Source organism: Amycolatopsis sp. TNS106, from assembly GCF_019330265.1.
GTDB classification, from domain to species: Bacteria; Actinomycetota; Actinomycetes; order Mycobacteriales; family Pseudonocardiaceae; genus Amycolatopsis; species Amycolatopsis lurida.
Map to the genome: position 1 here is coordinate 3,337,719 of NZ_CP024972.1, position 12,759 is coordinate 3,350,477.

The following is a 12,759-nucleotide window of genomic DNA, read 5'->3' on the forward strand; positions in this document are numbered from 1 at the left end:
CGGGACTCACCCCGCCCGGTGGCCCCGCATCGCCGCGGCCAGCTGGGCGCGGCCGGTGATCCCCAGCTTGCGGTACGAACTGGTGAGGTGCTTCTCCACCGCGCGCACCGTGACCTCCAGCAGTTCCGCGATGTCGCGGTTGCGGCGCCCGGACACCGCCAGCTCCACCACGCGCTGCTCGGTCGCGGTCAGCAGGCCGTCCGCCTGATCCTGCGGCTCCCCCGATCCGGTCAGCCAGCTCGCACCGCATCCGGCCGCCAGGCTCCGCCCCTCCAGCAGCCGTTCGCGGGCGTCGGGCCCGGTGCCCCGTTCGCCGAGCAGGACCAGGGTGCGGGCCAGTTCGAGCCGATCTCCCGAGCGGGCAAGGATTTCCGCGGCCTCCCGCAGCACCGGGACGGCGTCCTCGTCACGGTCGAGCAGGGTCGCGCGGATACGCAAAGCGCGTCCGACCGACGACGGCGCGCCCCACGACAACGCCCGTTCGACCTCGCCCTGTGCGACGGCTTCGGCCCGTTTCGGATCGTCGGTCGCCGCGAGCAGCAGCGCGATCTGGCCGCGCAGCGGCAGCAGCACCCGGTTCCCGAACCGCTCCAGCTGGTGCACGCAATCGAGGAAGTACTCGGCGGCCGCGGTGTGATTGGCCTCGGTCAAGGCCAGGGTGCCATAGGCCAGCGACCGCAGCCACGGGTCGTGGTCGACCTCCAGGTTGTCGACGAGCAGCCGCGCGAGCGCCGGATCTCGTTGCTCCATCGCGATTTCGGCCAGCACCCGCATCGCCGTCATGGTGATCCCGACCCGGCTGGGGCCCGCCGAGGCGAGCACCGCCTGTGCCCGGTCCCTGGCGACGCCGAGCAACCCCGTGGCGGACGCCACCAGCGCCTGCCCCGCCCAGGCGACCAGCGTCGGGAGGTCGGGGTCGGCGGCGGGGCCGCACGCCGCCGCGAGCCAGGAGTCCACTCCGTCGAGCGAATCCGCCGCGGCCAGTACGAGCACGGTGAGCGGGAGCGTGGTGTACATCTGGTCGGGGGAACCGGGTTCCCGTTCCAGCACCTGCCTGGCAAGGTCCACAATGGACTCCCGGGGTGCGACGCCCGCGACGGTCATCAGGTACAGCAGGACCGCGACCAGTTCCCGCTGGGCCGAAGACTCCTGGGCGGGCGCGGGACCGAGTTCGGCCAGCCGGTCCGCCGCCGCGTCCCCGGCGCCGGGGACTCCTCGTTCGAGATAGCGAAGCCGGGCTTCCATGCGCAAGGCCGCTTCGGCCGCGGCCGGGCCGGGGACCGCACGCAGTTCCCCGAGCACCTGCCGGAGACGGCGGACGTCCGCGGCGAATCGGAGCCCGGCCACCACCGGGAGCAGGCCGAGCGCGAAGGCCCGGTCGACCGGATCCCGCATCAGGCCCAGCGCCTGATGCAGATGCCGGTGCGCGGCGGGCAGATCGTAGCCGCGTTCGACGGCGGCGAGATCGACGAGCAGTTCGGCGCGGTCGGCGCCCGGATGCGCCAGCGCGTGCCGCAGGTACTGCGCGGCCGTCCGGGGCGACGAGTTCGCCAGCGCGGCACTGGCCGCGGTCCGCAGGACGTCCGCGGCCCACGGCTCGGGTTCGGCGACCGTGGCGAGCAGCTGGCGGCCGATCTGCTCGACCGGCCTTCCGTTGCGGTACAGGACATTCGCGGCACGCAGGTGCAACCGGTCCTGTTCGTCGGCGCTCAGCTGGTCCGCGACGAGATCGCCCGCCATCCCTCCGGCGAATCGCAGCAGCCCGTCGGCGGGGGTTTCGACGATGCCCAGCCTCCGCAACGCGCGCAGCGCCGCGTCGAAATCCGGGGAATCGAGCCCGGCGAGTTCGGCGAGGACGCCGGACTCGGTCTCCTCGCCGAGCGCGGCCATCGCCTTGGCCACCGCGCGGACGTCGTCCGGCTGGGCGCGCAGGCAGCGGGTCAGCCGGGCCGCCGCGGGCGAGGGGCGCAACGCGGCGAGCTCGGCCGCGGCCGAGGCGACCGGGCGCAGACCATGCCCGAGCATCGTGTTGACCAGCGCGTCCAGCAGCATCGGCGAACCTCCCGTGCGGGCGAGGCAGGCGTCCGCGAACTCGGGGGCGGGTTCGGTTCCGCAGCGGGCGGTCAGGTAGGCCCGGACACCGGCGGCCGAGAGCGGGGTGGCGTGGATCGTGCGCGCCGCGGTGCGGGCGATGTCCTTGACCACGATGTCGTCCGCGGAGTCGTCGCCCTCCAGCAGGGTCGCGACGACGAGGACCCGCAGCCTGCTCATCCGCTTGGCGAGATAGGCGAGCCAGCGCGCCGACGCCGCGTCCGCCCATTGGAGATCGTCCACGAGCAGGGCCACCGGGCCGGTGTCGCGCACCATTTCGGTGAACAACTCCAGCAGTTCGTGCAGCACGAGGTGGGCGCGGCGCGGGTCGGGCGGGTCGGCGGGGAACTCGCTGTCGGCCCGGACCGCGGTGAGCAGTTCCCCGCGACGGCCCGCCTCCAGCAAGGGTTCCAGCAGCAGCCAGACCACGCCGTGGGCGACTCCTCGCTCCAGCGGTGTCGCCGCCGCGCGGACCACACGCACTCCCCGCGCGGCGGCTTCCTCTCCCGCCGCGTGCAGCAGGGCGGACCGCCCCGCCCCCAGTCCGCCGCGGACGACGACGAACTCCCCCGCCCCGGCACGGGCTTCGGCGACCGCCCCGGCGATCGCGGCCAGCTGATCCGCTCGCTCGATCATCATGACGGCGGCTCAGAGCTCCTTGTCCAGCGCGTCGAACAGCTCCCGCAACTCGGCCCGCCCGGTCACCTCGAGCTGCCGGTAGATCGCGGTGAGCCGCAGTTCGACGGCGCGTTTGCTCACGCCGAGTTCCTCCGCCAGTTCGGCGTTGGAGGCGTTCGCGAGCACGCGGCGGACGAGGTCGGTCGCGGCGGGCGAGAGCGCCCGCCAGCGCCGGGACGCCGTGCGGTAGGACCGCCGCGGCCGGTCGGACAGCCGTTTCCCGAGGTCCGCGATCCGGGTCGTCGCCCACGCGAGCTGATACGCGGTGGCCAGCCGTTCGGCTTCGCGCAGCAGCCGCGGCACGCCGCTGGTCTGGCCGCGGTTGAGCTGGGCGGCCGCGAGCAGCAGGACCGCCTCGACGTAGAGCACCCTGGCCGGCGACTGCTGGAGCGCGTTGACCGCCTGGGTCAGCCGGAACACCGCGTCCTCGGACCGCACCGCGATGCCCGCGCCCAGATGGGTCCGCCCGATCGCGGTGCGCGTGCCCCAGTTCTGCGCCAGCCGCCATTCCTCGCTGATCATCGCGGCGGCGGTGTGCTCGTCGCCGAGCGCCTGCGCCGCGATGGCGACATGCGAACGCCACGGCACCAGGCCGGGGTTCAGCCAGCCTGCCGCGTTCATCCGCCTGCCGCATTCCTGGAACAGGCCCAACGCCCGGCGGTGGCGTTTCAGGTCCAGTTCCAGCAGTCCGCGCATGAACAGCAGATAGGGCGTGGAGTACAGCGGACCGCCGTCGCCCGCGGCGTCGACGGCGCGCTGGGCGGCCTCGAGATCGCCGCGGGTGAGAGCCGCCGCGATCTCGATCGTGCTCAGCGACGTGGCGACCGTCGACGGCCAGCCGTCCGGCGGACCGGAGGCGGCGGCTTCGGCCAGCGCGTCCTCGGCGACCTGCACACGACCGCGCTGCAGATGGATCCAGGCCGTGCCGGTGAGCCCGAGGGCCACCGGCACTCCGGCCCCGGCGGCGCTCGCGTCCGCGATCATCTCCTCGTAGACCGAAAGCGCTTCCAGGACGTCGTCGGTCTGGGTGAAGGTGATGGCCAGCGCCAGCCGCGGCGAGTAGAGGGTGATGGGCTCGCCGGCGGGATCGGCCGCGCGCCGGGCCAGCCGCCGGGCGGCTTTGCCGTCACGGCAGGCGATCGTGGCCAGCCAGGAAGCGGCGGCCGCCTGCGCGGGGGTCAGTGCCGCCGGGTCGAGGTCCGGCAGGGCGGGGATGCCGAGATGGACGGCGCCCGCCCCGCAGCCGTCGGCCAGCCAGTACAACGCCGCCAGATCCGCGCGGTCCCGGTCGTCGACCGCGGCCTCGCTCAGCAGGGCCAGCTCACGCAAGGCGTCTTCCCGCGCGCCTCGCTGCATCATCAAGTCCACAGCGGACAGTCGCGTTCGGACGGTGTCGTCACCGGAGACCCTGGTCGCCCTCGCCAGCCGCAGCCCGCCGGTGAACGGGCACGACGACGCCTCGACGGTCTCGAGTTCCAGCCGCAGCCGCGCCGACGTCCCGGGCGGCGCCGGCTCGGCCAGCGCTCTCCGGTAGTAGCGCGCCGCCTCGGCGTGGTCCCCGGCTTCGCGACGGCGCAACGCCGCGGCGTGCAGTGTCTCCAGAGCCCACGCCTCGCCGACCGGTTGCGAACCGAGCAGCAGCCCGGCGACGTCCTCCTCCGGGGCTGCCCGGCGATGCCCGAGTTCCGCGGCCCGGCGGCGCGTGCCCGCCCGCTCGTCCGCTCCGGTCTCGGCCAGCACCCACGTGGCCACCTGCGGATTCATCGGCTCGGCCGGATCGGTCCCGATCAGGCCGGAGTCCGCCAGCACCCGCAGCGCCCGGCCCAGCGGCATCCCGAGCGGCCCGGCGAGCGGCCGCAGGTACGCCTCGTCCAGGGTGCCGATCGCGGCGATCGTCCGCACCAGCGCGGCGAGATCGGACGGCAGCCGGGCGAGCAGGTCGAGCACCGTGTCGCGGCGCACGTCCGCGGTGACGGCGGTGATCTCCGGACCGGCGGGCGACCGGGCGAGCACCTCCGCGAGCAGGGCGGGATTCCCCCGCGTGGCCGCGTAGACCTCGGCCACCGGCGGCCGCGGCGCGGGGACCGCGTGCACCAGCCGCCGCACCGCCGCCTCGCTCAAGGGCCGCAGCCGCACGACATGCCGGTTCTCCCAGGGAAGGCCGCCGAGGGACAAGGGATCCGCCTCGTCGGCGTCCTGCGGGGCGGAATGCGCGGCGATGAGCAGCACGGGGTCGTTGCCCCGGCGTCGCTGCAAGGCGGCCAGCCAGGCCTCGGACTGCTCGTCGGCCAGGACGAGGTCGTCGACGACCAGCAGGACCGGGCAGCGCCGGGCGGACTCCAGCAGCCGCTGGCAGAGCAGTTCGTGCAGGACCTGCACGTCGGTGCCGTCCGAGAGCGCGGCATGCAGCCACGGGACGTCGGCGAGCTCCGGGATCGGTGCCAGCAACTGGGAAAGAAGCCCGTACGGCAGCTGCGCCTCGCTGGCCGAGCCCCGCGCGGTGAACACCTGCAGTCCCCGCCCGGCGGCCAGCGACGCGACCTGGTCCAGCAGCGCCGTGCGCCCGCTGCCCGCCGGGCCGAGCACGGCCGCGGAGCCTCCGTGGCCGTGTTCGAGATCCCCGATCAGGCGAGTGAGCAGCCGCAGTTCGGTCTCGCGTTCGACGAGTTCGTCCGCGTCGCCGGCTTCGAGCCGCCGGACGGCGCTCACCGGACACCTTCGAGGACGGCCGGACGCTCGTCGGTCTCTTCCAGCACCATGGCCAGTTCGGTCCGTCCGCTGATCCGCAGTTTCCGGTACACGCTCGTCAGATGCGTCTCGATGGTCCGGACGGTGACGAAGAGCCGCTCCGCGATGACCCGGTTGCTGACCCCGCGTCCGGCGAGCCGGGCGATATGCCGTTCCGCCGGACTCAGCGAAGCGAACGGGGACATCTCGCTCGGGATGCCCGCGTCGGCGGCGGTCCGCCGGGCGCGGCGGAGCAGGAACCGGTCCCCCGTCCGCAGGCTCAGCTCGACGCAGCGCCGCAATCGGGTGCGCGCGGCGACGGTGTCCCCGGCTTCGACGAGCGCGCGGCCGAGGTGGTACTCGGCCAGTGCCTCCTCCAGCCGGGCGGGTGAACCCGCCAGGATGCCCGCCGCCTCTTCGATCAGCACGATCCGCTCGGAGCCGCGGGTCGCGACCGCGGTCGCGAGCCGGGCCATCCCGACCGCTCTCGGGGTGCCCCACCGCATCGCCGGTCCGGTGCCTTCGGCCGCGAGCTCCGCGGCCTCCTCGAAACGTCCCTCGTCGGCCAGCATGCAGGCGCCCTCGAACCACCACGGAGCCAGCAGCGGGTTGGCGATGCCGACGTCGGCGAGACTCTCCCCGCACCGGTTGAAGAGCTTCAGTGCCGCCTCGCGGTCTCCCGCCGCCCAATGCACCCGCGCGTCGACGAGCTGGAACCACGGGCGCATCACCGTGTGCTCCCACAATTGCGGGGAATCCGCTTCCCGCAACAACTTCATCGCCTTCGCGGTCTCGCCCTGCTGCGCCGCGACGGTCGCGAACGCGATCCGCGGGACGACACCGCCGGTCCGGCCTTCGGCGCGACGGCTGAGTGCGTAGGCCTGTCCGGCGTCGGCGGCCGCGGTGGCGAGATCACCGCACCAATGCCCGAGCAGGCCGCGGAAAGCGAGGTATTCGCTGCGCTGGGACGGCACCAGTTCGATGGCCCTGGTCAGTTCGTCCCTGGCGACGTCGATCTCGTCGGCCAGCAGCAGGGCCAGCACGGCGGAACTCACGGCCGAATCGTCGGTGGTCGGGGTGTACCCGCGGATCGCGCGCATCGCCCATTCGGCGGCTTCACGCGGCCGGGTGCCGTCGAGCGCGGCGACGACGGCGCAGACGGCCAGATGCCGGGCATCGACGACCGCGTCCTTCGACCTCGGCTGGATCCGGGTGTCGAGCTTCGCCAGGCTGTCGCGGTCTTCGATGCCCACCAGGCACAACAACCCTTCGAGCTGCCCGCGCAGTTGCTGGTCCATTTCACCTCCGAGCACGGTGAGCACCCGGTCCAGCACGGTGACGGCGGTCCCGCACCGGCGGGCGACGAGCGCCGCACGGCCCAGTTTCACCGCGGCCCTGGCCTGGTCCACCGGATCCTGTTGCAGTTCGAGCGCGCGGCGCAGGAGATCGAATCCGCTGTCCGGTTCCAGCAGCGCGACGGTCTCCGCGAGTTGAACGGCCAGTCCGGCGTCGGAGGGCCTGGCGGCCGCGGCGGGCCGGAGATAGCGCAGCGCGTCCCAGGGGGCGCCCCGCTCGCAGGCGTGGCTCGCGGCGTCGCGCAGCAGGTCGACCATCCAGATGTCGAGTTCGGCGAGTTCGAGCAGGTGTTCCGCCACCTCCTCCGGCGATCCGGCCGCGTCGCTCAGCAGGATCGCCGCGGTCCGCCGCCACCGGCCCAGTTCGGCGGGTTCGAGAGCGTCGAGCAGTCCCTCCCGCACCGGGTCGTGCCGGAAGGAAAGCCCTTCCGTGGCAAGGATGTGCCTGCTCCGGAGCAGCTCGACGGCGGTTCCGGCGGTACGGGCGGGCACCTTGGCCAGCCTGGCGACCAGCGACAGGTCCTGCCCGCCGAGTACCGCGATGGCGGTGGCGACCGCCATCGCGTAGTCGGGGACGCCGGCGAACAGGGAGCGGATCAGCGCCGCTCCCGCCGCGGATCCGGCCACCGGGGCCATCCCGGCGGCGACCTTGCCCAGTTCTTCGAGCATCTCCCGCAACAGCAACGGATTCCCGCCGGACTGCTCGACGCAGTGCCGCACGAACGGCTCTCCCGGTTCCGACCCGACGGCCTCGCGCGCGAGCGAGGCGACCGCCTCGGCGGGCAGCGGGCCGAGGTCGAGCACTTCGGTGCCGTACCAGGATTCGAGATCCGCCAGGCGTTCCGCCGCGCCGTCCGGCCCGTCGGCGGCCGACCGGACCAGGATCATCCGCACCGGCAGCCGGGTGGAGTGCCGGGCGATCAGGCTCAGCCACCGCACGGCCGGTTCGTCACACCAGTGCACGTCGTCGACGGCGAACACGATCGCGGACCGCCCGCCAGCCCAGGCGGCGAAAGCCTCGTACCAGGCGGCGAAGTCTCCCGGGTCCGGGACGCGGGCGCCCGCGCGGCGCAGGTCCGCGAGCAGTTGCCGCGTGACCGCGGCCCCGTCGCCGGGAACACCGGTGCCCCGGCAGACGACGGTGTCCGGGAGCGCCGCCAGCGCGGTGTCCAGCAGGCTGGACTTGCCGATGCCCGCTTGCCCGCGCACGACGATGACGGAGCCTTCGCCGGGCGCGCCGGGGCTCAGCCGGGCGGCGAGCCAACGGAGCTCGTCGTCACGTCCGGCCAGTGCGCGTCCGAGTCTGTTGGCGTCCGTCATCTCCCGCCTCCCTGTCGTCCCATCGGAGCCATTGCCGTCACACAGAGCGAACAATCGCTTACCTGGTTCCATCTCATCGTGTGATCGTCTTACCGAATAGAGCGTGCAACCTCGATAAGGGTTATCCCTCACTACGGGGACAGCGCGCGCTCATATGAGCACAAGGCGCAGCGACGGCGGGATTTCGGGCACGGAGCAGCGCGCAAGCCCAAGTCGACCAAGCCTGCCAGAAGTCGCGACAGAAGGAAACAAGGCGTGAACCACCGACGCCTTCGGGGTGTCCACGCGGCGACCGATCAGCACGCTCGGAGGCTCACTGCCTGCTCAAACGAGCGAAATCGCCGGGAGAGTCATTACGAATTCTGCCGAAATACGTGCAACCGAAGTGGCCGCTCACCGGGACCGCACCGTGACCGCACGAGCACGTCACGCGATGGCCACCCGCGCGTCAGATTCGGGCGATCAGCTCGCGCGGCGGGACTCCGGCACCCGCGGCGGCCAGGCCGTCGAGTCCAGCAGGCCGGTGGCGAAGGCCCGCGAAACCAGTTCGACCCGGTTGCGCGCCTTGAACTTCCGCTGCAGGCGGGCGACGTGGTAGTCGATACCCTGGCGGCTCAGGTAGTACTTGTCGGCCATCTCCAGGCTGGACAGGCCGCTGGCGATCCCCTGGAGGATCTTCGCCTCGATGTCGGACACCGAGCCCAGCTGCTCGGCGCGGGCGGCGGCGGGCGCGGTCTCCGGGAGCATGGTCAGCAGGAGCGCCGTACCCGGCGCCCGCATCCGGCCCGCCACGATGGTCAGCCGGTCGGAGCCGCCGGAGCCGAGCCCGGTGACACTGCCGCGGAACCGCTGTTCCCAGCCTTCGGCGACGCGGTTCAGCCGGTCGCGTAAATGGTCCGGACCAGTGGTGACGAGCTCGGGGAACGATTCGCCGAGCACGTCGGCGGGACGGCGGCCGAGCAGCCGGAAGAACGCCGCGTTGCCGCTGCCGAGCCGCAACCCGGCACTGAGTGCCGCGAGCGGCATGTCGGCGACTTCCACGAATTCGCTGATGGTTCCTGGTCGTACGGTGCGACCCTCGTCGAAAGCGCGCGTGCCCATCGGGGAAATCGTTCGGATGCCGGCCATGGAAAGCCCCCTTCTGCCTGAGCCAAATGTGTCCACCAAAGCCGTCCCTGCCCAAGACTCGGCAAACACTACGAAGCGGCCATCCACGGGGTCAACGAATTCCGGCGCAGTTCGTGGCCACCGAACCCACCGTGCGGACAGGCCGCACCGAAGGTTCGGTATCGGGGCCCCAGCAGGAGAATCCTCAGCTCAGCGGCCGGTTCGGCGACCGAACCTCGCATCGAGGAGTAGACGAAGCGAATTCCACGTGAAGAAAGTCTCGCGTTTTCGCTCCGTCACGATAGCACCGAATCCGCCGATCCTTAACATTGATTTAAGGTGGACATCGATCGGATTCACGAAGCGGCTGGCCCGATGATCGGGACACGGACACCTTCGCCTGTCGATCGGCCGAATGGTCTTTAGCGATGAAAACGATCGATCGACCGGAACAAGCGTTGTCCATTGTAGACATGGAGCCGCCCCGGGCGTGGTGACACCCGGGGCGGCTCCGAGGGAGGATCAGACGGTTTCGCGCGTGGTCACCGCGTCCTTCTCGGCGGCCAGCGCGGTGCACGTGCGCACCCACAGCTCCCAGCCGCGCAGCGCCTGGTTGCAGTTCCAGCCGGTCCAGCGGCCCGCCTGCGCGCCCTCGTTGCCGGCGCGGTTGCAGGAGGTTTTGCTGCTCCAGCCCTCACTCACCTTGCGATACGGCGTGCACGAAGCCGCCGCGACGTCACCCGACGCCCCGGCCGCGCACGGCTCCGCGGTGCTCGCCATCGCCGATCCCGCGGTCAGCACCGACCCGGCGAGAGTGGCGGCGAGCACGGCACCACGGAGCACGAAGCGTTTGTTCATCGAGTTTTCCTTACCGCGAGCAAGACCCCTCACCACAGTGGCCGATCCGCCGACGAAGATCAACCGCCGCCGCCGAGTCACGCCTCTGATCACGCGAGTCACGTCCCTGATCACGCGAGTCACGCCTCTGATCACGCGAGTTACGCCTTTGATCACGCGAGTCGCGTCTCCGATCACCCGGCGCCCCCGGCCACCGTGTCGCGAAAGCCACTTTCGGGACATCACACGTCGCGAAAGTGGCTTTCGCGACACGGCTCGGCCATGCACCAAGGGGAACCGGCGCCGGTCAGTCGCCGATGACCTGCTCCACCTTGCGCTGCAGCTTGTTCATCCCGCCGAGCCAGCGGTCGGTCTGCGTGGCCCGCGCGGCGTAGTAGTCCGCGACCTCGGGGTGCGGCAGCACCAGGAACCGGTCGGCGGCGATGGCCTCGAACAGCGCGTCCGCGACCTGCTCCGGCTGGATCGCCGACGCGCCCATCAGCAGCTCTCCCGCCGGGCCGGTGTTCTCCAGCATCGCCGTCCGCACGCCCTGCGGGCAGATGGCCTGCACGGTGAGCCCGCGGTGCCGGTAGGTCGCCGACAGCCATTCGGCGAAGGCGAGCGCGCCGTGTTTGGTCACCGAGTAGGACGCCGAACCGAGGCTGGTCAGCAATCCCGCCGCCGACACCGTCGAGATGAAGTGCCCGCGGCCGCGTTCGAGCCACGGCGGCAGGAGCAGCCGCGCCGCGCGCACGTGCGCCATGACGTTCACGTCCCAGATCCGCGCCCAGTCCTCCTCGGGCGCGTCGACACCGCCCATCGGCGCGATCCCGGCGTTGGCGCAGAAGACGTCGATCTCGCCCAGGGTTTCGCGCGCCGCCTCGATCAGGGACGCGACGCCCGCTTCGCTCGCGGCGTCACCGGCGACGGCGGTCCCGCCGATCTCCTTCGCCACTTCAGCCGCGGCGTCCCCGTTCAGGTCGCCGACGACGACCCGGGCGCCCTCGGCGGCGAACCGGCGGGCGAGGACGGCCCCGATGCCGCCGCCCCCACCGGTGACGACGACCCCGGAACCGGTGAACGACGCGGTCACAGGCCACCCGCCAGCGTGACGCCGCCGTCGAGGACCACCGTCTGCCCGGTGATCCAGCCCGCTTCCTCCGAAAGCAGGAACGACACGGCGCTCGCGATGTCCGCCGGAACGCCGAGGCGCTTCAGCGGGTACGACTCGGAGACCTCTTCTTCGCGGCCTTCGTACAGCGCGGTCGCGAACTTGGTCTTGACCACGGCCGGCGCGACGGCGTTGACGCGGATCTTCGGGCCCAGCTCGAAGCCGAGTTCCTTGGTGAGCCGGATCAGCGCGGCCTTGCTGACGCCGTACATGCCGATCCCGGGCGAAGCGCCGAGCCCGGCGATGGACGCGACGTTGACCACCGCGCCGCCGTGCTCCCCCATCCACGCGTCCCGCGCCCGGCGGGTCCACGAAAGCGGCGCGAGCACGTTGACGGCGAAGATCTTCGCGGCGGCCCCCGGGTCGATGTCCAGGGTCGGCCCGAACACCGGGTTGATCCCGGTGTTGTTGACCAGCATGTCGAGCCTGCCGAAGGTCTCGATGGTCTTGGCGACGGCCTCGTCCTGGTGCGCCTCGTCGTCGGCCTTGCCCGGAACGGCGATGGCGACGGCCTCGCCGCCCAGTTCGGCCACGGCCTCGGCCAGCGGCTCCGGCTTGCGCGCGGTGATGCACACCTTCGCGCCGCGCTCGACCAGGTCCTTGGCGATCCCGAGGCCGATACCCCGGCTGGCGCCGGTGACGATCGCGACGCGATCCTTGAACGAGTTCACTCTTCGATCTCCTCTGTGTTCACTGGCGACGCAATCACTAAGCGAGCGCTCACTTACAATGGAAAGGTCCGGAGACGGTGTCAAGCCCGCCATCCGGAACGAGCGTCTGGGAGGATCTGCGGATGACCATGTCGCTGTCGGCCGAGCTGTGGCCCGACGTCCAGCCGGAGACGGCACGGCGGCTGATGCTGGCGGGGGTCGAATCCTTCGCGCGCCGTGGCTATCACGCGACCACCACCCGGGACATCGCCTCGGCGGCGGGGATGAGCCCCGCGGCGCTGTACGTGCACTTCCCGTCCAAGGCCGCGTTGCTGTTCGCGATCTCGAAGTACGGCCACGAGCAGACGCTCTCGCTGGTCGAGAGCGTCGTGGCACGGGAGACCGACCCGGTCGAGCGGATCCGGCTGCTGGTCGAGGATTTCGTGGCGTGGCACGCGCGGAGGCATACCGTGGCCCGCGTGGTGCAGTACGAACTGCACGCGCTGCCCGACGAGGAGTTCGAGATCGTCGCGAAACTGCGCCGCCGTATCGAGCAGGTCGTGCGCGAGGTCATCACCGAAGGCGCCGCGACAGGCGTGTTCACCGTCGGCGACCCGCACACCGCCGCCCGCGCCGTGCTCTCGCTCGGCGTCGACGTCTCCCGCTGGTACAGCGAGCGGACGCGCCAGACCCCCAAGAAACTCGGCCAGGAGTACAGCGAACTGGTACTGCGCATGCTCGGCACGAAACTCTCCTGACCAGTACCGTTCGACCCTTTCCGGCGCTACCGCCACCAGAGTGACATACCAACCGGTCGGTATAT

General features: G+C 71.8%; 8 protein-coding genes. 1 reads left to right on the top strand and 7 read right to left on the bottom strand.

Annotated elements, in window-relative coordinates; all coding sequences use genetic code 11:
* Positions 1–6: 6 nt before the first annotated feature.
* The 7 genes from CVV72_RS14775 to CVV72_RS14805 form a co-directional block, all read right to left on the bottom strand.
* Positions 7–2,730: an AAA family ATPase gene (locus tag CVV72_RS14775; protein WP_219152979.1), complete on the bottom strand. Its 2,724-nt coding sequence runs from the start codon at positions 2,728–2,730 to the stop codon at positions 7–9.
* A 9-nt stretch (positions 2,731–2,739) separates the two neighbouring features.
* Positions 2,740–5,478, bottom strand: coding sequence for an AAA family ATPase (locus CVV72_RS14780; protein WP_219152980.1), 2,739 nt, complete (start codon positions 5,476–5,478; stop codon positions 2,740–2,742).
* Positions 5,475–8,171 (bottom strand): LuxR family transcriptional regulator, encoded by a 2,697-nt coding sequence (locus CVV72_RS14785; protein ID WP_219152981.1) that lies wholly within the window; start codon positions 8,169–8,171, stop codon positions 5,475–5,477. The genes CVV72_RS14780 and CVV72_RS14785 overlap by 4 nt, the downstream gene beginning before the upstream one ends.
* Positions 8,172–8,633: 462 nt before the next feature.
* Entirely contained in the window at positions 8,634–9,299 is a 666-nt protein-coding gene (locus tag CVV72_RS14790; RefSeq protein ID WP_219152982.1) for a LuxR C-terminal-related transcriptional regulator, read from the bottom strand.
* 501 nt (positions 9,300–9,800) lie between these two features.
* Positions 9,801–10,136, bottom strand: coding sequence for a hypothetical protein (locus tag CVV72_RS14795; protein WP_219152983.1), 336 nt, complete (start codon positions 10,134–10,136; stop codon positions 9,801–9,803).
* Between the two features lie 286 nt (positions 10,137–10,422).
* Entirely contained in the window at positions 10,423–11,208 is a 786-nt protein-coding gene (locus CVV72_RS14800; protein ID WP_219152984.1) for an SDR family oxidoreductase, read from the bottom strand.
* On the bottom strand, positions 11,205–11,957 hold the full coding sequence (locus CVV72_RS14805) for an SDR family oxidoreductase (RefSeq protein ID WP_219152985.1): 753 nt from the start codon (positions 11,955–11,957) through the stop codon (positions 11,205–11,207). Before CVV72_RS14805 ends, CVV72_RS14800 begins: the two co-directional genes overlap by 4 nt.
* A gap of 122 nt (positions 11,958–12,079) precedes the next feature.
* On the opposite strand from CVV72_RS14805, the gene CVV72_RS14810 reads away from it, so the two are divergent.
* On the top strand, positions 12,080–12,694 hold the full coding sequence (locus CVV72_RS14810; RefSeq protein WP_034322756.1) for a TetR/AcrR family transcriptional regulator: 615 nt from the start codon (positions 12,080–12,082) through the stop codon (positions 12,692–12,694).
* Positions 12,695–12,759 lie beyond the last annotated feature (65 nt).

Excerpts from the sequence above, each read along its gene's own strand:
- CVV72_RS14775 (WP_219152979.1), bottom strand. The coding sequence starts at position 2,730 with ATGATGATCGAGCGAGCGGATCAGCTGGCCGCGATCGCCGGGGCGGTC.
- CVV72_RS14785 (WP_219152981.1), bottom strand. The coding sequence starts at position 8,171 with ATGACGGACGCCAACAGACTCGGACGCGCACTGGCCGGACGTGACGAC.
- CVV72_RS14810 (WP_034322756.1), top strand. The coding sequence starts at position 12,080 with ATGACCATGTCGCTGTCGGCCGAGCTGTGGCCCGACGTCCAGCCGGAG.
- CVV72_RS14795 (WP_219152983.1), bottom strand. The coding sequence starts at position 10,136 with ATGAACAAACGCTTCGTGCTCCGTGGTGCCGTGCTCGCCGCCACTCTC.
- CVV72_RS14790 (WP_219152982.1), bottom strand. The coding sequence starts at position 9,299 with ATGGCCGGCATCCGAACGATTTCCCCGATGGGCACGCGCGCTTTCGAC.